The organism is uncultured Bacteroides sp. (assembly GCF_902491285.1).
Lineage (GTDB): Bacteria > Bacteroidota > Bacteroidia > Bacteroidales > Bacteroidaceae > Bacteroides.
Window position 1 is genome coordinate 1 of the sequence record NZ_CABUHK010000089.1, and the last position, 20,750, is coordinate 20,750.

At 40.4% G+C, this 20,750-nt stretch carries 20 protein-coding genes, 1 tRNA gene and 1 pseudogene; 12 read left to right on the forward strand and 10 right to left on the reverse strand.

Annotated features, from left to right (window positions below):
* Positions 1–53: 53 nt before the first annotated feature.
* The 4 genes and pseudogenes from RDN93_RS18410 to RDN93_RS18425 form a co-directional block, all read left to right on the forward strand.
* Positions 54–2,264, forward strand: a pseudogene (locus RDN93_RS18410) (ATP-binding protein); the annotation flags it as partial.
* A 39-nt stretch (positions 2,265–2,303) separates the two neighbouring features.
* The gene (gene nrfA, locus RDN93_RS18415; protein ID WP_308746846.1) at positions 2,304–3,785 is read left to right on the forward strand and encodes an ammonia-forming cytochrome c nitrite reductase; all 1,482 of its coding nucleotides are present in this window, start codon (positions 2,304–2,306) and stop codon (positions 3,783–3,785) included.
* A 37-nt stretch (positions 3,786–3,822) separates the two neighbouring features.
* Complete coding sequence (locus RDN93_RS18420; RefSeq protein ID WP_308746847.1) at positions 3,823–4,647, forward strand: helix-turn-helix domain-containing protein; 825 nt, start codon at positions 3,823–3,825, stop codon at positions 4,645–4,647.
* 79 nt (positions 4,648–4,726) lie between these two features.
* Positions 4,727–5,143: a pyridoxamine 5'-phosphate oxidase family protein gene (locus tag RDN93_RS18425; protein WP_308746848.1), complete on the forward strand. Its 417-nt coding sequence runs from the start codon at positions 4,727–4,729 to the stop codon at positions 5,141–5,143.
* Between the two features lie 141 nt (positions 5,144–5,284).
* Here the strand turns inward: RDN93_RS18425 and RDN93_RS18430 are convergent, their stop codons facing one another.
* A complete protein-coding gene (locus RDN93_RS18430; protein WP_308746849.1) occupies positions 5,285–5,560 on the reverse strand; it encodes a putative quinol monooxygenase in 276 nt (91 codons plus the stop codon).
* Positions 5,561–5,872: 312 nt separating this feature from the next.
* Here RDN93_RS18430 and RDN93_RS18435 point away from each other — a divergent pair, with 312 nt between their 5' ends.
* The 3 genes from RDN93_RS18435 to rsgA all read left to right on the forward strand — a co-directional run bounded on the left by RDN93_RS18435 (position 5,873) and on the right by rsgA (position 8,559).
* Positions 5,873–6,520, forward strand: coding sequence for a hypothetical protein (locus RDN93_RS18435; protein WP_308746850.1), 648 nt, complete (start codon positions 5,873–5,875; stop codon positions 6,518–6,520).
* 28 nt (positions 6,521–6,548) lie between these two features.
* Positions 6,549–7,250, forward strand: a complete 702-nt coding sequence (locus RDN93_RS18440; protein ID WP_308746851.1) for an SIMPL domain-containing protein — start codon at positions 6,549–6,551, stop codon at positions 7,248–7,250.
* Positions 7,251–7,467: 217 nt separating this feature from the next.
* Positions 7,468–8,559, forward strand: a complete 1,092-nt coding sequence (rsgA, locus tag RDN93_RS18445) for a ribosome small subunit-dependent GTPase A (protein ID WP_308746852.1) — start codon at positions 7,468–7,470, stop codon at positions 8,557–8,559.
* 53 nt (positions 8,560–8,612) lie between these two features.
* Here the strand turns inward: rsgA and RDN93_RS22095 are convergent, their stop codons facing one another.
* From RDN93_RS22095 to RDN93_RS18480, 8 genes are all read right to left on the reverse strand, one after another.
* A complete protein-coding gene (locus RDN93_RS22095) occupies positions 8,613–8,777 on the reverse strand; it encodes a DUF6678 family protein (RefSeq protein WP_374047429.1) in 165 nt (54 codons plus the stop codon).
* Positions 8,726–9,010, reverse strand: a complete 285-nt coding sequence (locus RDN93_RS18450) for a DUF6678 family protein (RefSeq protein ID WP_308746853.1) — start codon at positions 9,008–9,010, stop codon at positions 8,726–8,728. The genes RDN93_RS22095 and RDN93_RS18450 overlap by 52 nt, the downstream gene beginning before the upstream one ends.
* Positions 9,011–9,287: 277 nt before the next feature.
* Entirely contained in the window at positions 9,288–9,779 is a 492-nt protein-coding gene (locus RDN93_RS18455; RefSeq protein WP_308746854.1) for a hypothetical protein, read from the reverse strand.
* Positions 9,780–9,876: 97 nt separating this feature from the next.
* Positions 9,877–10,467: a hypothetical protein gene (locus RDN93_RS18460; RefSeq protein WP_308746855.1), complete on the reverse strand. Its 591-nt coding sequence runs from the start codon at positions 10,465–10,467 to the stop codon at positions 9,877–9,879.
* Between the two features lie 430 nt (positions 10,468–10,897).
* Positions 10,898–11,266: a hypothetical protein gene (locus RDN93_RS18465; protein WP_308746856.1), complete on the reverse strand. Its 369-nt coding sequence runs from the start codon at positions 11,264–11,266 to the stop codon at positions 10,898–10,900.
* Between the two features lie 103 nt (positions 11,267–11,369).
* Positions 11,370–11,957, reverse strand: coding sequence for a GrpB family protein (locus RDN93_RS18470; RefSeq protein WP_308746857.1), 588 nt, complete (start codon positions 11,955–11,957; stop codon positions 11,370–11,372).
* A gap of 24 nt (positions 11,958–11,981) precedes the next feature.
* Positions 11,982–12,587 carry a hypothetical protein gene (locus tag RDN93_RS18475; RefSeq protein WP_308746858.1) on the reverse strand — a complete coding sequence of 202 codons (606 nt, stop codon included), beginning with the start codon at positions 12,585–12,587 and terminating at the stop codon, positions 11,982–11,984.
* A 475-nt stretch (positions 12,588–13,062) separates the two neighbouring features.
* Complete coding sequence (locus RDN93_RS18480; protein WP_308746859.1) at positions 13,063–13,782, reverse strand: WGR domain-containing protein; 720 nt, start codon at positions 13,780–13,782, stop codon at positions 13,063–13,065.
* Positions 13,783–14,099: 317 nt separating this feature from the next.
* On the opposite strand from RDN93_RS18480, the gene RDN93_RS18485 reads away from it, so the two are divergent.
* The 3 genes from RDN93_RS18485 to RDN93_RS18495 all read left to right on the forward strand — a co-directional run bounded on the left by RDN93_RS18485 (position 14,100) and on the right by RDN93_RS18495 (position 17,566).
* A tRNA-OTHER gene (locus tag RDN93_RS18485) sits at positions 14,100–14,217 on the forward strand.
* Between the two features lie 213 nt (positions 14,218–14,430).
* Entirely contained in the window at positions 14,431–16,677 is a 2,247-nt protein-coding gene (locus RDN93_RS18490; protein WP_308746860.1) for a hypothetical protein, read from the forward strand.
* A 271-nt stretch (positions 16,678–16,948) separates the two neighbouring features.
* Complete coding sequence (locus RDN93_RS18495) at positions 16,949–17,566, forward strand: HU family DNA-binding protein (protein WP_308746861.1); 618 nt, start codon at positions 16,949–16,951, stop codon at positions 17,564–17,566.
* Between the two features lie 170 nt (positions 17,567–17,736).
* On the opposite strand, the gene RDN93_RS18500 is transcribed toward RDN93_RS18495, so the two are convergent.
* Complete coding sequence (locus tag RDN93_RS18500) at positions 17,737–18,081, reverse strand: DsrE family protein (RefSeq protein ID WP_308746862.1); 345 nt, start codon at positions 18,079–18,081, stop codon at positions 17,737–17,739.
* Positions 18,082–18,245: 164 nt separating this feature from the next.
* On the opposite strand from RDN93_RS18500, the gene RDN93_RS18505 reads away from it, so the two are divergent.
* Positions 18,246–18,560: a hypothetical protein gene (locus RDN93_RS18505; protein ID WP_308746863.1), complete on the forward strand. Its 315-nt coding sequence runs from the start codon at positions 18,246–18,248 to the stop codon at positions 18,558–18,560.
* 85 nt (positions 18,561–18,645) lie between these two features.
* Positions 18,646–20,750 (forward strand): TonB-dependent receptor domain-containing protein (locus tag RDN93_RS18510; protein WP_308746864.1); only part of this gene is annotated, 2,105 nt, incomplete at its 3' end.

Consider the following 20,750-nt stretch of genomic DNA (forward strand, 5'->3'; position numbering starts at 1 on the left):
CCGGGATTATTTGATTAATTAATAACTCGTCCCGATTTTAACGGGACACTAGTGATATCGGTAATAAAAACATGGAGAAGCTGTTGTGCCAGGAGTTCCGGCAACAAGGAATAGAGCCCATATTTGATACGTTTTATCTTGATTGCAATAAATTTAATGAGAAAGAGGAAGTGGAGCATACAAGGAAATATTTGGAACTGCTTGAAAGTAAATCCACAGATCTTATTCTGACTATTGGCGACCATGCAATCTATTCTCTTTTATCCACTCGTCATCGGTTGTTATCTTCCATTCCTGTGGTAGCTTGTAATGTACATTTTCCAAATGAAGAATTGATAGAAGAATACGATTCGCAGAAAGTGTATGTATTGCGTGACAGTCCTGACCTGAAGCGTAATATTGATTTTATAAAAACATTGTATCCCCATACCGATATGGAGATTATTTATAACATAGACCTTACTTCCCTCGGGCATAAATCTTTTGCTAAACTTTCCAGAGTGGTTGACAGGAAAAATGTAAGAGTGCTGGGTTACCAGCAAGCATATGTACAAGAATGCGATTATAAGCATTTGACGGAGATGATTGAATATTTCAATCTGACACCCGGCTTGGCAAATGATAGTATTAAAAGGAGTGGACTGACCATAAGTCTCTGTCCCTTTCGCTATATAAAAGGAGCCGCTCTGCTGGTCATGCTGGAACATTCAAATAGAGAGCAGGAAAAACAAGCGTTTTTGCTGGACAAGTTGGATATGATGTCAATTCCGATAGTAATCGCTTTGAATATTCCTTCGTTTAGTTGTATTCGTGAAGGTTTTGGTGGAAATGCCAAAATAGTAGGCGGCTATATGGTTACGGAAGAGATTTCGGCAAGGGCTACTGTCGGTCTTGCTATGCGCCTTTTGAAGAAAGAGAAGATCGGAATGCCTAAAATAAGGGAGCTGGAAAAAGAATATGTACTGGACTGGATGTATTTTTCCGAATATGCAGGCAATGTTAGCAATGTTCCGAAAAATGTTCGTATGATTAATTATCCGTTTTATGACCGCTACCGGAAAGAATTTTATATCCTGGGCGGGGTATTCGTACTCTCTTTTATTTTGGTTACCATCAGTCTGCTGCGTACACATCGGCGTTCGTTGATGGAACGTCGGAATCTTCAAATGTTGGAAGAAGTCCACAAGCGACTGACGCTTTCTATGGATGGGGGTAAAATCTCACTTTGGAATATTCAGGAAGGTGTTCTTGAGTTTGATGACAATTATGTACAGTTGGTCGGGCTTGCACAGCGTAGATTCACAAAGGAGGATATGATGAAATATACTCATCCTGACGATGTACAGTTGCTGAGTTCATTTTATGAGACGTCTCATAAATCTTCCGGTATGCAAATACAACGAATACGTTTTAGCTTTGAAACGAAAGGAACGGATTACAAATGGTATGAGTTTCGGTGCAGTAGTTTGAAAGATGCGAAAGGAGAGGTTATGTTGGCAGGCATCATGCAGAACATACAGAAACTGGTAGAACATGAACAACAGTTAATCCTTGCGAAACAGATAGCGGAAAAAGCCGAACTGAAACAATCATTCCTGAATAACATGAGTCATGAAATCCGTACACCGCTTAATGCCATTGTCGGTTTCACCAATCTGCTGGTAGGCGAAGGATCGGACGAGGTAGAACCGGAAGAAAGAGCAGCCATGCTTGAAATAGTCAATAATAACAATGATTTGCTTTTAAAACTGGTGAATGATGTATTAGAGATATCCCGTCTGGATTCGGGAAGTTTGTCCTTTGAGATTAAGGAGTGTGACATTACAAAAACAGTGAAAGAGATTTATATGACCTATCAAACGCTGATCCAGCCTTCATTGCAATTTCTTCTCGAACTGGATGAAACGGTTTCTTTGCCCGTTAACATCGACAACTTCCGTTTTACGCAGGTCATTTCCAACTTTCTGAATAATGCAAACAAGTTTACCAAAACGGGAATGATTACCTTGGGATGTAAAATGAATAAAGAACAACAGGAAATTTGCGTCTATGTAAAAGATACCGGCAAGGGCATTGACGATAAAGAACTTATGATGATTTTTGACCGCTTCTACAAGACGGATGAGTTTGAACAAGGGAGTGGGTTGGGGCTTTCCATTTGCAAAGTGATTATCGAGCGATTGGCAGGTCGTATAGAGGTACAGTCGGAAGTGGGCAAGGGCAGTTGCTTCTCCGTTATTCTATCTTTGGCAAATACAATTTAATACAATAAACAGCGTTACACCTAAAAGGAAAAACAAACAATGAAAGATAAACTGAAACCTTGGCAGGGATGGTTACTGTTCGGCTTTGCAATGGCTGTTATTTTTGCATCGGGAGTAATTATTTCACTCTTGATGGAACACAGGCCGGAAGTTGTAAACGATACGGTTTATAACAAGAAGGTTGAGATAACCGGAATAGAATCACGCAGTTCCGTTTTCTCCCAAAACTACCTGCGTGAATATAAAACGTGGGTTGATACGACATCGACCGATTTGCACAGCGACCTGAATGGAAGAATTTCTGTTGATATTTTGGCGCAACGTCCCGAGATGGTCGTTTTATGGGCTGGCTATACTTTTTCTAAGGATTATTCCACGCCGCGCGGACACATGTATGCTCTGCAGGATGTCACTCGTTCTCTTCGTACCGGTGCCCCTGTGAGTGCTGTTGACGGCCCTCAGCCAGCGAGTTGCTGGATGTGTAAAAGTCCGGATACACCTCGCATGATAGCAGCTATCGGAGTGGATTCCTTTTATAATAATAAGTGGGCTGCATGGGGAGCCGAAATTGTAAACCCTGTGGGATGTGCCGATTGTCATGAACCTAAGAATATGGATTTGCACATCAGCCGTTCGTCTCTTGTAGAAGCATTTCGGCGTCAGGGTAGGGACATCACACAAGCTAGTCCGCAGGAGATGCGTTCGTTGGTATGCGCACAGTGCCATTCAGAATATTATTTTAAAGGCGATATAAAGTATCCGACTTATCCTTGGGATAAAGGTTTCACGGTCGAAGATATAGAAGAGTATTATGATGAAATCGGATTTACCGATTATATCCATCAGTTGAGTCGTGCCCCTATACTGAAGGCGCAGCATCCCGATTATGAGATTTTCCAAATGGGCATTCACGGTCAGCGTGGTGTGTCATGTGCCGACTGCCATATGCCTTACAATGATGAAGGCGGTGTAAAATATAGCGACCATCACATTCAGAATCCGTTGGCTGTGATTGAACGTACTTGTCAGACTTGCCATCGTGGGAGTAAGGAGACACTCTGTAAAAATGTATATGAACGTCAGTGGAAAGCGAACGAACTGCGTGTCCTGTTAGAAAAAGAACTGACCAAAGCCCATATCGAGGCCAAGTTCGCCTGGGACAGAGGAGCTGCAGAAAACGAAATGAAAGAAGTGTTGCTGTTGATTCGCCGGGCACAGTGGAGATGGGATTTTGGTGTAGCGTCGCATGGCGGTTCTTTTCATGCACCACAGGAGACAATGCGTATTTTGGGACATGGGTTGAATAAAGTATTCCAAGCCCGTATGGCTATCAGCAAAATCCTGGTGTCGCACGGATATACGGGTAATGTTCCACTTCCGGATATTTCGACAAAAGAGAAGGCACAACAATATATCGGTTTGGATATGGCTGCTGAAAGGGCAGCCAAAGATAAATTCCTGAAAGAAGTGGTTCCGGAGTGGCTTCGGAAAGCAAAGGCAAACGGACGTATCGTTGATTAGAATTTATTTTCGTTATATTTGCGTGCAAAATAGATAAATGTACACAGAATATCAGCCTTCTCATCTGCTTGCTCCCTATATTGATAATTATTGGGAATTTAAAGGCAATCCGGAATATGGTATGCGCATCCATATCCTGCCGGATGGTTGCACCGATTTTATTTTTACGTTGGGGGAGGTGGCTACTGCTGTGGAAGAGGAAAGCCTGATTATGCAACCTTACCGTTCCTATTTTGTAGGGCCGATGACGAAGTATTCCGAACTTGTCACTTATGCTGAATCCATCCATATGTTTGGCGTTCGTTTTTTACCTTCCGGGTTATCTTGTTTCACCAACTTATCTCTGCATGAGTTTGTAAACAGCAGAATCAGTACCAATGAGATGAAAGCAGTTTTTGATGATACCTTTATTGAAAGATTAAGTGAACAAAAGTCTGTCGCAGATCGAATACGAGTAGTGGAGGAATATTTATTGATGTATTTGACCCGGCATTATCAGCCTGCCGATTCTCGTGTGGTTATGGCGGTGAATATGATTAATCATTCCGGAGGAAAGCGTTCAGTCCGCAGTCTGATGGATGAAGTCTGTTTGTGCCAGCGTCATTTTGAGCGAAAATTCAAGCATTACACCGGCTTCACCCCCAAAGAATATAGCCGTATTGTCAAATTCAAAAATGCTGTAGAGTTGTTGAGAAATACAACATCTGTGAACTTGCTGACTACGGCAGTTGATGCGGGATATTATGATTTAGCGCATTTCTCGAAAGAAATTAAGTCAATGTCAGGCAATACACCTGCATCATTTCTTTCGCTTACAGTTCCGGAAGATACAACGCTTACTTATGTTGAGTCACGAAAGTAGATTGGTAAAAGTCGATTTTTTACAATAAAGCGGAATGATATACCGTTACCTTTGCAAGGTAATAAAAAACAATCAGATTATGACCGCTAAAACAATGAAAGAGAAAGCAGCAGAACTGTTGCAGAGATGTGAGGTTGTTACCCTTGCTTCCGTAAATAAAGAAGGTTATCCCCGTCCTGTACCAATGAGTAAAATCTCTGCGGAAGGCATTTCCACCATTTGGATGTCTACTGGAGCAGATTCATTAAAAACACTTGATTTCTTATCAAACCCGAAAGCCGGATTATGCTTTCAGGATAAGGGAGACAGTGTAGCGTTAACAGGAACAGTGGAAGTAGTAACCGATGAGAAGATGAAAAAGGAACTTTGGCAGGACTGGTTTATCAAACATTTTCCGGGAGGTCCTGCTGACCCGGGCTATGTGCTGTTGAAATTTGAATCGAATTACGCAACTTATTGGATTGAAGGGACATTTATCCATAAGAATCTGGGCTGATTCTAGTTGGGAAGATAGAAATACCGGACTTAACGAGACAGTTTGAAAAGTTTCTAAAACAACAAATTCCCCTTATTACAGCAGCTTGTAATAAGGGGAATTTTATGAATTCAAGGCTTTTCGGACAACCTTGCAGCTCATTTAGAATTCAAACTTCTCCAGTTTCATTTCAGCTAATCCCTGAATGATACCTACATACTTGCCGAAATGAGGAGATTTCTCGTGAGCTGCCAATACTTCGGCATTCTGCCATGTTTCGCAAATCATGAAAACGTCGTGACGGGTACTGCTTTCAAAAGTATCATAAGCAATACATCCTTCTTCTTTCAAAGAACAAGCAGTCAGTTCCTTAGCTGCTTCAATCGCTTCTTCGCGGTTTGTCTCGCTTACGCGGACGAAAACATTTAATCTAATCATAGTCTTTATTATTAAATGATTAAAAATAGCTTTATCACATCTTCGTGAATAAATCGCAGGCAAAGATACTCTTTTTGTGCTTTTCCGGATAGCTTGTTCTTTAAATTTTACCAAAACGTCATATAATTCTTATACACATAGGGTATTTGATTTTGAATTATTAATAAGGAAAATATTTTAAAACTGTATGAGTATGGTATTTCATAATCTAATATCATTTAAGTGAATGAATTAAGAGAAAAGTAATGTTATATGCAAATTTTTTATAGTTTTGTAATTCTAGAAAATATGATTGTAAAACATGGAAAGCATATGAAAACACAATTGGGAAAATATCTGTTTGTGGCACATCTGATAGGAATAGTCTTTTGTTCTGTCTTGCTTTTCTTTATTCCTTATGATAATCATCTGAGATGGAATATAGGTTATGTTGTCGTGTGGGTGACCTGTTTGTCTGCTATAATTTCTTTTTTCTTATTGCCGGTGGGAATGCGCTTTCGGAAATGGGTGAGAGGATATTTAGGAGTACATGTCTTTGGCCCATTGGCGGTCGCTTTTTTTTATTTAGCTGGTAGATTTATTGATTTCTTTTTTGCATTAGCAATGTTGCCGATATTAATTGCATGGTTTACTATGGTTCCAGACAAGCGATATTGTGCAAGTGAACATTATTTTATCAAAGATATTAAATGTGGATTTATGGGTAGCCCTATAGGACTGTATCAAAATAATGGGCTCATGGAGGAATGTCTGCAAAAATATACTAATGTAAACAGTATGGAACGCATGGAGGAATATGAGGATTTATCTGTAATTGTAGGATATGGATGTGATAGTGAAGGTGACACATCTAAAACGATTATTTTTCCAATAGACAAAAATAGATTCAAAGAGAGATTGGTAGATATAAAAAAAATGGCAAAGGATTTGAATGCAGAGATTTGGCTATTGTCGGAATAGCTGTAACTATAACATAATAATGATAGATATGAAAAAAGTATTTTTATTAGCATTTGTTCTGTTCGCGTCGAGTATCCTTGCCAATGCTCAGGAAAGTGACGAAAGATATGTTGAAGTGACCGGTTCTTCGGAGATAGAAGTCGTCCCGGACGAAATACACTTTCTGATTCAGATAAAGGAATACTGGGAAGAAGAATATACGGGTAAATCAAAGAAAGAGGAAGATTTTCGGACGAAAGTGCCGTTGACTGTGATAGAGAAAGATTTGCGTAAAAGTTTGCGTAAAATAGGAATATCGGATGAGGCTATCCGTACGCAGGAAGTAGGGGACTATTGGCGTCAGCGGGGAAAGGAGTTTCTGATAGGCAAGCAACTGGATATCCGTCTTACGGATTTCGAGCAAATCAATTCTATTATCCGGTCTGTCAATACATGGGGAATTGAATCAATGCGTATCGGCGAACTAAAACATAAAGATTTGCCTATGTACAGGAAGCAGGGAAAGATTGAAGCATTGAAAGCAGCCCGTGAGAAGGCATCCTATCTGGTGGAAGCAATGGGACAGCAATTGGGTGAAGTCATTCGTATTGTCGAACCTGCCGATAACAACATAAGCCGTTATATTCCTTTTCAGGCACAGAGTAATGTCAACATGGGGACGGCAGCTACCGAACAGTACCGTGTCATCAAGCTGAGATATGAAATGACCGCCCGTTTTGCCATAAAATAAAAAAAATGCCTATCTTTGCCGCATGACTAAAAATAATAAATTGGATTTGGTTTAGTAAACAGTCTGTGTCTCTGACACGGACTGTCCTTTCGTTTGCTCTCGGATGATTCCTTTCGGGAGTAATTCTTGTGTCTTTATAATTTCAATTTTAAACTGCGTACAATGACAGAAAATGCATTGTTATGCTTTCAATGCGTGCGCTCTATACATTAAGATAATGAATAACGAAAATAATACCAATCCTCAATCCGGCATTAACCTGAATATGTATGGCTGGAATGAGATGCTAAACCAACTTAAAAAAGAATCATTATATAGTGCTCTTGCACACGGTCGTGTATCCATTGTGCATCGGACGTGTTATGAGATAGTTTCCGAAAGCGGACTGTTTCTGTGTGAACTGACAGGAAACATGATGTACGGGAAATCGGATTTTGAATTACCTTGTACGGGCGATTGGGTAATCTTTCAGCCGTTTGATGAAAATAAAGGGATTATAGTTGATATGCTGCCCCGTGAACGGACACTGTATCGTAAGAAAAGCGGGACAGTTGCCGAAAAACAAGCCATTGCTTCTTATGTCGATAAGGCATTTATAGTACAAAGCCTTGATGATAATTTCAATGTCCGCAGGGTAGAACGTTTTATGGCTCAGATATTGGAAGAAAATATAAGTTCCGTGTTGGTACTCAATAAAGCCGATTTGGATTTTGACAGGCAGAGTGTTGAAGAACAAATAAAGCATATCGCCTGTCAGATACCCGTCTTTTTTACGAGTATCCGTCAACCGGAGACTATTCTCCGGTTACGCGAATCCATATCAGAAGGTGAAACGGTTGTATTTGTCGGTTCTTCGGGTGTGGGGAAAAGCTCTTTGGTGAATGCGCTTTGTGAAAAGTCGGTATTGCTCACATCTGATATAAGCCTGTCCACAGGAAAAGGCCGTCATACTTCGACCCGTCGTGAAATGGTATTGATGAACAGTTCGGGTGTTTTAATCGACACTCCGGGCGTCCGTGAATTTGGCTTGGCCATTGACAATCCCGATTCTCTTGCCGAAGTACTGGAAATCTCCGATTATGCGGAGTCATGCCGTTTCAAGGATTGCAAACATATCAACGAACCGGGCTGTGCTGTTATAGAAGCAGTCAATAGCGGCGCATTAGATTCAAAAGTTTATGAGAGCTATCTGAAACTTCGTCGGGAAGCGTGGCATTTCTCCGCTTCTGAACATGAGAAACGTAAAAAGGAGAAATCCTTTACCAAACTTGTGGAAGAAGTGAAGAACCGCAAGGATGCAAGCCGCTGATTTCTACTCAAAAAACGATGCAGGTATCACTGGATGCCTGCATCGTTTTACGCTTATTTATATCCATAAATAATGAAAGTATGTTCATCTTCTTTTTCAAACGGTATATTGCATCTATGAAGAATCTCTAATAATATGCTCGTCTTATCTATAATTTCAGGTTTAACTAGCTTTCCTCTGTATCGTGCAAATCGGGGATGAATAGCAATCCACTCAATGTTAAAAAACGGTGGAAACTAAATTCATAGTTTTCGTATATAAGTTCCCAGGCTCCTAAATAAGTCGGTACTTTTTCAAATATTGGCGAACGTACAATATCATCTGTCAATAGTTGTACTTCATACGCAGGTTCGAAATCAGGCGTAGACGAAATTGCCGTTTGAAGTTTCAGCCATTTCGTGTCATTCATGACAGGAGATAGATGTCTTTGTTCCACAATTGTATTTGCCACCTTTTTTAAATCAGCATAGTTTGTTATAAATTCCTTGTATTTGACGTATATTTCGTTAATATCTTGCTCTTTCATACTTTTGATAATGTTTTGGAAAACGGTTATTCTATTTTGGGGTAATGTTGTGTTTTTATTATTATATTCTATAAGTCAATGATTTAATTAATCGGGATTATTCATTTTCTGTCTTTTGAATATAGATGGTCGATTTTTTAAATGCTTTTGAAAGAACTTGTTAAAAGCACTTTGAGAATCAAACCCTAACAAAAACGCTATTTCAATAAATGAAATATTTTCCTCTATATATCTTTCTGACAACTGTTACTAACTTATTTATAAATCTTAATCCGGTGAATAGACATCCAATCCCAATAAGTGGATAAATAATGCCGCATAAGACCGCAAGTATATTCAGCCCTCGTTCATCTCCTGCGAAACCGTCCAAACCAACAACTTGCAATAATAGGTTTGTAATTTGCCAATCCAATAGATTTTGGTCAAAACAGATAAAGGCAAGCCACAAAAGTACAGAGCAACATTCCATGCCGAACCATAACATGATAGCTTTGGGATGACGGAAATATAGTTTACAGACTTTGTAGATTATCAGCATATCTAAAACTACCAGCACACCTAAAAAGCTATATTCCATAACACCATATATTCCGAACAGCCGCCCGAAGCCTAAGCCGCCAAAAAAGAATGTTATCACTATCAGCAAAAGACTGAAAGCTGTCAATGATAGTATGGATAAGACTGTTTTATTCATCGCACTATTGTTAGTAATGGCTTGACGGGGAACGGCGTTAGTCCGTTATCCCGGCTTGTTAGCAACCTATTTGAAATAATTAATCAATTTATCGTTATTAGGAATATTCCCAATATGCCACAAATGGATTTATAACTTTATTGCCTTCAATTTTTCCATAAACATATATACAGCCAGCCATGAAAACGGAAATATCTTTCATGCAAATTTCGTTGATTTGAAAAATGAAGCTATTTCCATCTTTAGCCACTTTACCATCATTATCTAATCCCCATTGAATAGGCATTACGTTACCCCCAAATTTGATTGCACAATTTTTTTCAGGCATATCTTTTTCTGTACTCATCTCGTATATTGAATAAATATTATCTATTTCGGGGTGTTTATATCTATCACTTTTGCTTTGATTACTTAATTCATGTTCAACCAACAACAATTTACAATCGGGATATGTGTTATATTCCAATGCAACATCAAATTCCGGAGTGAAAATAGATATTTGCTTGTTGGGATTTAAAGGGTTTTGAAATGTTAGATAAAAATAGACATTGTCTTTTTTAGATAAATTCTTATCATCAAAGCAAGCTGGAGCATTTCCACCAGCCCAACTAAAGCATTCTTTTTGGTATTCACCAATGCCGTAGTATATTGCATTTTCTCTTGTTTTAAGTATTCTTTCTATATCCATAATAACGATAATGATTTGATTGTTGGTAATGGCTTGACGGGGAGCGGCATTAGTCCGTTATCCCGGCTCGTTAGTAACTTATTTAATCTCCAGTAATTCTTATCTTAGATATATTTACCAGATTTATACAATTCAATATTCGCTCAATCTCCTTACTATAAGGAGATTTTTTTCTAATTTCTTTTAGTTCCTCAATGAAAGAGGATATTTCTATACCCGAAAGTTTTACGTTCGTTTTATAGTAGTCTTGCACACGGAATATAGTCCGAAATCGTCCTTTATCTAAATTTGCAAGATTGAACAACCAATAATGTAAGTCTTCACTAATTTCAGACTTATTCGTACATATTCCGTCATTGTTATAAATCAAAATATCTAAGCCCATATAAGAATTGCTAAATTGTTACTAATGGGATTCAACTAACTGCGTTTAGCAGTTTAGGTGATTGTTATGTGCCTCATTGTCTTCTTCTATTTGCATAAGAAATATTTCCTGTAAATTTCCACTTATTATTTTACCATTCAAGGTTAATTCAAAAAATCCTTCTTGGTTGGCAAAAGATGATACGTTATCCAGTTTGGCAAAAACATTAGATAATGTATCAGTCATGATTAAACGGACAAAAGATTTTAGCTCTTGCCGTTGTTTTTCATTCAAATGACTATATAATTCTTTGCTATCATTCCATCGCTCATCACCACCGTTCACCGGCAATGTATTTAGAGTGTTGAAATAGCGATTATATAAGTCATTCAATATTTCTCTTTTCAATGAATTAACAAATTCTGAATCATTCATATTTTTCCATTTTTAAGTTGCACATAATGTATAAATAACCACACCTCATAGTGTGGTTCCTAACCTCTATCTCATATATTTTCTACCTGTCAGTTTCATATTATCAATCCTTACCGATAGGAAATGAAAGCAAGTCATCAATCATTCTGCTTTGAATCTCGGTCAAACCATTTTTCCAAAGCAAGGCTAGTCTTTTGATAGCCTTTACCCTGTCATGCTCATATTGTTTCCACAAACCAAGTTTAAGCCGTTCATATTCTTTGGCAATAGCAGCATTTGTTTGAAGATAATCTCTGAAATATAATTCGTCATTATCTCCCTCATAACACAAATGCAGATGAAATACCCGTTCGGCAAATCCTTGTAAAGTGTAACCTTTATTGAAATCAATACGATTGTTGTTCTCTGTCATACAGATATAGCCGCATCTTTCAATTGTGCCTTTCAAATCGGTGATTTTTTCTTCTCTCGGAATTTCCACAAGTATATCTATGATAGGCTTTGCCCAAATTCCTTTAATTGCTGTACTGCCTATATGGCTAATACGCTCAATGCAGAGAAGTCTCTCTTTCAGCAACTCCGCTTCTTCCTTATACCAGTCTGTCCAGCAGTCTTGGTGTGCAGTCAGGGTTATGAGGAATAATTGCCAAAGTTCGTCTAATGATAATTCAGTTAATTTCTTTTGTTCCATGTCATGAGCTAATTGTTACTAACCTTACTTGCAACCTTCTTCATACCATTTCAAGAACTCATCAATTAAAGGTCGGGGATTTCCTTTGGTCGTCCACCCGATTGGCAGGTCGTAGTATTCCAATTCGTGAATAATAATAGGAATTTCTTTCCCTAACTTTTCTTTTATCACACCTTTTTTATGGATTTCTTGAGCAACAGAAATGATTATATTCATAAATGCTGATTGCATTTGCTCGTCTTTTTCTTCTAATTGTTTATAAGCAGTATCATCGCCTTCTTCTTCAAGTTGTTCTGCTTTCGACAAATCTCGTTGAGTATAGAACCAACCTTCCTCTTTGAATAATTGACGAAGATTTTTGTCATTGCCACCTATCGTTGCAACATCTTCCTGCAGCCAATAAGCAAAATTCCATTTGGCTTCCATTGTGCTACTGGCATCCGCTTTTTCCGATTCCACTTGCGAGGTGGTATTATAACTAATTGTTATTGTCGGGCATCTTGGGTCATCTTCGTCATTGTCTTTCCAGAAAGAAATGGCATAAATATCCTTAATACCTTGTTTACTGATTTTCTCTATCGCTTTTGTTGCTTTTGTGTAAAAGCATTCAAATACAATGTTCTTATCCATATTATATTGTTTTAATTAAGTTGTTAATGTACTTTAGTTAACTGCCTAGCTGTTTAGGTGATTGTTGTCCGCCTTTTCTGTTAAGAATTGCTCAAATAAGATAAAGAACTTATCTAAAGCCTTACTTTCATCGTTGGCAGACATCCAATATAGAAATTCACACCAACTACAAGTGCGTTCACTGCTATTAAAGAACGAATTATCTATCCATAGACTAAAGTCATTCAATATTTTCATTTGAACATCTTCATCTATATTACGAAAGTGCCAACCATCTATATAGGCTTTCAAGCAGAAAATGCTATGTCTACCTATATACATTGCCGGTCTGTCTTTCATCTCCCTTATAAGTTCTATCACATTCATGTTCTTAGTATTCTTTTTTTTGATTGCTACTAATGTATAAATAACCACACCTCATAGTGTAGTTCCTAACCTCTACCACATATATTTTCTACCTGTCAGTTTCATATTATCAATCTTTACCGATAGGAAATGAAAGCAAGTCATCAATCATTCTGTTTTGAATCTCGGTCAAATCATTTCCCCAAAGCAAGGCTAGTCTTTTGATAGCCTTTACTCCCCGTTCCTGTAATTCGGGTGAGAGATGACCGGTGATTTTTATTTGTCCAAAGGCAGTAGCGTAAGTCACCATGTCGCTTTGCGTCATGTCCATTTCTTTTTTTGAAGCCAGTTTCTTAATTGATTCCGGGTCGAGAGTTTCAACAGGGATATATTCCATGCCCCAGTCATGTTCTATTAAATATTGGGGATAATCCGTGAAGTTGAGATTAGGATTTTTTCTGATAGCTTCTTCAAGCGAATCCAAAGTATCACTTCCCTCATCGCTGCCGAACGGTGCTTCTTCGTCTATACAGTCGTAGTAGAATTCTTCCGTAAAGTGTTCGGTAAATCGGGGGTGGGAAGTTTTGGGATGCAATCCGTATTCTTCAGAATCGATATAGATTCTGTTCATAAAGTCAAATCCGGTGTCTTCCACATATCCTTTTTTCTCTTTCGAGCGAATAAGTTTCTCAGCTTGTTTCAGACATTCCTCTTCCGTTTCAAATTCCTTGATTTCAAACTTGCCGATGCTGCCGGACTTGCCGTAATTTACGGAGAAATCACAGTCACTATAATCAATACACCAGAATTTGTGAGATTTCTCGTCTTTATAGATAAATGCTCTTTTCATAATATGATGTGTTTATTGTTGGTAGGGAGATTAATGCATTAATATCTCTGCTATACGCAAAAGTATGAAAACTGTTGAGTTATCACCTATGTGTCTTTGCTTTTCTTCGGTATTCTTACAAAATAAGTCCCGTTCATTCATTTTTTACTGTTTTTTTGAGAAAACAGCAAAAAAGTTTGAGTTACGCAAAAAGGCTGCGCATCACTGCGCCTATCTTTGTCGAAGAAACAAGAAAACAGGTCAAGTACGGGTTACTTCAACACACTCTTTAAGGTAGAACATTACCAGTACGATTATCCGTTTTCCTGTTTCGTAAAGGGGCAGTAGCTCAGTGGGTAGAGCATCATCTTTAATCTTGAGATAATCTTGATAAAAGGTCAATTAAGATTTACTTCTATTCCGTGACTGTCACCGGTTCGACTCCGGTCTGCTCCACAAAGACAAATATAGAGGTAGGACAGTAGCTTCGGAATTATCTGAAATGAGGTCAACCGGGGCTTACTTCTTAACGGTGGCTATTGCTGGTTCGAATCCGGCCTGTTCTACCTCTTTTTATAAACTAAGGTCAAGGAAGGCTTACTTCAAAAACTGCAGGAATGCACCATTGATTCACAGTCTCCCGATTACCTTACTTAAAAAACACAACGTATGAAAAAAGATTTGTTGAAAGTAACTATCAGGCAAAATGCAATTTATTTGCCAGTGATAGAAGGAACAGAAAAGCGCGAAGCATTGACTTCGACTACTGTAACATTGGTTGCTCAACTTCGAAAAGTGGGATATAGCTTATCCGAGGAGTTGCTGCATGCTGTCAATCAGTTGTATCCGGCGCAGCAGGTGGAGATTCTTCAGGTGATGAAGGAAGTATTGGGCGTAACGCTCAATTGGGCTCCATTGGTGAAAGGCTGGGATACACCTACTGGAGAAACAGGATTAGACCATTTGATAACATGGATTGCCAACATCTTCAATAGCAAGAAAGGCGTGAAGCTGCCCTGCGGACACGTGATTCCCGATAATACCTTCCCTTTGGAGCGATACAACGGCTGCCCGTTCTGCGGAACTCCGTTTGAAACGTCCGCTACGGAATACTTCGGACAGGGAAGCAAGCTGAAAGTCCTTGAACTTTGGCGGGAAGAGGATTTGAATGGTTTCTTCCGCGACCTGCTTGAATCGCGTACGGCTCTTGATGCCACACAAGTGGATAGCTTGAAGATTTTGCTTGGCGAACTTCCGTTGCCGGCAGTCGGAATCAAGATGAAAGAAACTTTGATGCTGGTGATAGATACATTGGTAGAGCAGGACAGGGCGCAGGAAGCGCAAATCTATTTCTCCACTCCGAACGATATATTGCGTTATCTGTGGTATAAGAAAACCGGATTCCTGCAAATCATCGAACCTAAGACCATCATCCGTAAGGCGGGTAGAAACAATAAGCATATAACTGCTGCTTTGGATAAAAGCCGTTCGGCTGCTCAGGCGAAGCGTGAGGAACTGAAGTTGAAATACACCCGCCGCGAATGTAAAATGGTAGCCCTTTGGCTGAATAACCTGGAGATGAACGCGGAGAAGGCTTGCGAAATCATGCATCCGAAAAGAGAGATGTGGGTACGTATGATACGTGCGTTGCGTTTAGCGGAATATGCCCGTAAGCCGGGATTCGGGAATTTGAAGGAGTTGATGGATATATTCTACTGTCAGGCATATACGGTTTGGCAGGGAGAGGTGGACTGCTACCGTTTGAAAGCGGATGCTGCACAGACATTCGCCTTATTGAAGCAGCGACCGGGTATGTTCGCACGTTCCTTGTTTGCCAATATGCTTTGGTTCGGAGCGGAAGAGACATTGGCTGCATTCAAGGAAGTCGTTCATTTGTTGCCGGCTCGTCTGGTGGTTACTTTGGGCATGTATGCGGAGAACTACTTTGAGCAAGGACATAAGAGAATGGTGAAACCTTTGGGCGGTAATGCTCATTTGATAGAACCTCACTACTTGGTGGGTCTTTATATGGAAGACCAGCTTAAAGCAATGGTGAAAGATGTGCAGGACTTGTGCAAGGAAGTCGTGGCTGCCCGTTTTGCCAATGCAGCGGCTGAGGGAGAGAACAAGAGCATATATATCGACCCTATGTTGTTCCATATCCCGTTGTCTATCGGTGACCGTAGCGAGACTATTCAGGATACTTCCTGTGCCTTGCAGGGAACACGTTTCCCGGTAGAAGGGGATAAGGTGCGCCTGTTCATGCAGTGGGGAAAAGGGCTTCCGGCACAGCATTTGGATATGGACTTGAGTTGTCACATCACTTTGCCGTCAACGACGGAAGTTTGCTCTTATTTCAAATTGCAGGCTATCGGTGCCAAACATAGCGGAGATATCCGAAGCATCCCCGATAAGAAAGGTACTGCCGAGTATATTGAACTGGATTTGAATGAACTGAACCGTGTAGGTGCGCAGTATGTGGTTTTCACTTGCAATGCGTATAGTAATGGTGCTATCTCTCCTAATTTGGTAGTCGGTTGGATGGACTCAGCTTATCCGATGAAGATATCAGAGAAGACCGGAGTGGCTTACGACCCTTCTTGCGTTCAGCATCAGGTACGTGTTTCCCAAAGTTTGCAAAAAGGACTTGTTTTCGGGGTATTGAAAGTGAAAGAAAGGGAAATCGTCTGGCTGGAAATACCTTTCGGCGGACAGACCATTCTTTCTTTGGATACACAAGCTGTCGAAAAGTACCTGGATAAACTGGATGCGAAAACAACCGTCGGCGAACTGTTGGCTGTCAAAGCACAGGCACAGGGATTGAAGTTGGTTGATGCACCGGAAGCGGACGAAGTATATACCCGTGAATGGGCGTTGAATACTGCTGCTGTGACTAAGTTGCTGTTGGGGGATTAATTTTTTAGGAAGAACTGGCTTTTTCTTCCTAAGATTTAAAGGTCGCATTACATAAAGTTGTACCTTTGTATGCGATAAGCTATTCGTCTGACAGCTGTTGAACTTTCGTCTGACAACTGTTCTCTTTTCGTCTAACAACTGTCAGACGCAAAAGAAACAGTTGTCAGACGATTATTTTTATACTAAACGGAGCGTAAAGCTTAGGGAAGGGAGAGGCAAATGTCAGCGAATAAGGTATTAAATGTATAAACAACTAATAAATGATATCCTTATGAGTGCATATTATGATTTGTATGAAACACCTGACCCTAATAGTACAGGAGAGAAACAACCTCTTCATGCCCGCATCGTCCCAAGTGGAACTTATTCTAAAAAAGAATTTTTAGAACGTGTATCCCGCCATCAGCCTTTTCCCCATAATATTATTGAAGGAGTGCTTGGTGCTGTCGTTGATGAACTTGCCGAAGCTTTGGCAGACGGATATATTGTAGAACTAGGTGAACTCGGGCATTTCAGCATTTCATTGAAATGTACACATAAAGTAATGAATAAGAAGGAAATCCGTGCCGAGTCTATCCGCTTCGATAATGTTCATCTACGCACTTCCAAAGGATTTAAAAAGAAAATACATCGGGAAATAGAACTCGAACGGGTGGAGAATTCCGGCGGGACTACTTCCAAAACGGAGATACCTATCGGACGACGTCTCCAAATGTTACAGGAGTTCCTAAAGAGAAACGGTGGAATCACCCGCATGGAATACAGCAGGCTGACAGGAGTAGCCCGATTGAAAGCTGTTGATGACTTGAATACTTTTATCCAAGAGGGGAAACTGCGTAAAAGAGGTTCGGGACGAACTGTGTTTTATGTATGGAAACAGGAAGAATGAGATAATCGATTTTTCAAAGAGGCTTGATAACCAAAAAGTTTTTGATATGAGATTTTATCATATTACATGACTTTCTTCAATAAAACAATGCGTAATGTTCTATTGTTATAGTTTTGTAATCTTTATTTGGACATTAAAAGAGATGCAGTATCTAGTTTAAAAACAGGTTCCTAAATAGATAGTATTTTTTCTCCATTTTTCAGATATTCTGTTAGTGGAGCTCCCATGTATCTAACGGTAATACCTAAATTGATAATAATTGAAGTTACTCCAAAATTGTTGCAGCAATCCTGGCATGCTTCAATTGTAATTCCTGATTGTAGCATTTCCAATACTTCTGTCTGAACTTGTGTATCGTTTGCCACTAATCTTACCGATGCTCCCCAAAGGATTACATTTATATGTTTCCACCAACCTCTGTTTTTAGAGTTTATTGCGTACATTGACAACATATTAAAGATTGTATCTTTATTGTCGGTTGTCCACAGGATATTTAACTTGTCGTTTTCATTCATTGTTTTAAATTTAAAATGTTCAATACAACAAAAGTAGTGAATTAAATTTGAAATTCGTTTGTTATAGATTCTTTTAAATAACACATATTAAGCCTGATAATTTGTCCGTTCACTTTCATACGCCTATATTTGCTCCCGCTATTCTATATAATCAATAGGTGAGAATGTATCATAAGAGAAAAGCAAGAGCATACATAGCGTGGATGTTATTCATGACATTCATTCCTTTCTTTGCAGTGAAGACCTTTCACTATCATGGAAGCGAGGATGAAAAGTCATGTTCTCATGCAGAGCATTCCCGGAATCATGCAGATGATTGTGCGATATGCAAGTACTCTCTTTCCCTTTTCACGGAACCTCAACCAATAGAATTTCATAGCATACTGACGCTCATTCCTTATGAGCTGATTGTTACTCAGGATAAGGTCGTTTGCAAACGGACTTATTCGCATCAACTGCGTGCACCCCCTGTCGCATAATTACATACTTAAATTTACCAAGAAGACAGATTCACAGTAACCTGTCCTCACACTCTTTTTACACATTAAATAAAGATTGTAATTGATGCGTATCGGAATTATTTCGGGCGTACTGGGGCTGATTGTAGCCTTACCCGTCCATGCACAGAAATCCGATTCAATCAAGAGTATGCTTTTACCTGATGTTGTGGTGACGGAAACGTACCAGCAACGTCAAGCCAAGAAGTCTGCGCTCACGGTTGAAGTGATAAATCAGGATTTTCTGCGCAAACATTTTACAGGAAACTTCATGCAGGCGATGGAGAACATACCCGGCGTGCAAGCAATGGATATAGGCTCCGGCTTCTCCAAACCGATGATTCGCGGGATGGGATTCAACCGGATTGCCATATTGGAGAATGGCGTCAAGCAGGAAGGGCAACAATGGGGAGCCGACCACGGATTGGAACTCGATGCTTTCAATATCGAAGCGGTCAATGTCCTGAAAGGCCCTGCTTCCTTACTGTACGGCAGCGACGCGATGGGCGGAGTGATTGATATAACCCCGCTACCCGTCCCTGCTGACAACAGTGTCTTTGGAGACGTTACTCTCCTGGGCAAATCTGTCAATGGAACGATTGGCGGCTCACTGATGCTGGGAATAAAGAAGAATGCCTGGTACTCACATATCCGCTACTCGGAACAGCATTTCGGAGATTATCGTATCCCTACGGATACCATCGTTTATCTCACGCAGAAAATGCCCGTCTACGGACGTAAGTTAAAGAACACGGCAGGTATCGAACGCAACGTCGGATTCTTCACCCAATATCAAAACAAAGGATATAAGGCGAACTACTCCGTAAGCAATGTATATCAAAAGACCGGTTTCTTTCCGGGAGCGCACGGTGTGCCCGACGCGTCCCGTGTAGAAGATGACGGAGACAGCCGCAATATTGAATTGCCATATAGCAAGGTGAATCATCTGAAAGTGACTACCCATCAGCAATACGCGTGGGAGAAACTAATCCTGTCAGGTGATTTGGGCTTCCAGAACAACCATCGTGAAGAATGGAGTGCCTTCCATACCCACTACGGTTCGCAATCCGCACCGGAGAAAGACCCGGACAAAGAACTGGCTTTTAACCTGAATACTTACAGTACTTCGGTTAAAGCCCGCTTTGTCGGTTCTTCCTCGTGGGAGCATACGCTGGGTTGGGACGGACAGCACCAACGAAACGGCATCTCCGGTTATTCGTTCTTACTGCCCGAATACCACCGTTCCACCACCGGATTGCTTTGGCTCACCACCTATCGACCTAACAATCTCCTCTCCATTAGCGGCGGAGCACGATATGACTACGGACATATCAACATCTCTGCCCATGAAGACGCCTATCTTGCCGATTATCTTCGGAAACAAGGATATGAACAAGAACAGATAGACCTCTATAAGTGGAACAGCCACGCAGTGAAGGAACACTTCGGTGATTACTCCTTTTCTTTAGGGCTTGTGTGGACGCCCTCGGCCGCTCATATGATAAAGCTGAATGTAGGACGCAGCTTCCGCCTGCCCGGTGCGAACGAGCTTGCCGCCAACGGTGTTCATCACGGCACTTTCCGCCATGAACAGGGAGACGCGACGCTGAAGTCCGAACAAGGCTGGCAACTGGACGCCTCTTATAACCTGAACTACCGGGGAATCTCTTTTTCCGTTTCCCCCTTTGTCAGTTGGTTCAGCAATTATATCTTCCTGCGTCCTACCGGCGAATGGTCTGTATTGCCCTATGCCGGACAAATCTATCGCTATACCGGAGCAGAAGCCTTATTCGCGGGAACGGAAGCTACAATAGATGTCCGCTTTCTGCGCAACTTCAATTACCGTATCTCCGCCGAATATGTCTACACCTATAATTGTGACGAACATATCCCGTTGAGCTTCTCTCCACCGCCCGGTATGCGGAATACATTGACCTGGCAGCATAAACGCTATATGCTTTATGCCGAATGGCAAAGTATCGCCCGTCAGAACCGTGTCGACCGTAACGAAGACCGTACGTCCGGGGCAAACCTTTTCCATTTGGGCGGCTCATTAAACATTCCGACAGGTGGAAACAGTGAAATAGAAATCACCCTGACCGCCCGTAATATCTTCAATACCCGATATTACAATCATCTTAGTTTTTACAGGAAAGTTGAAATCCCCGAACC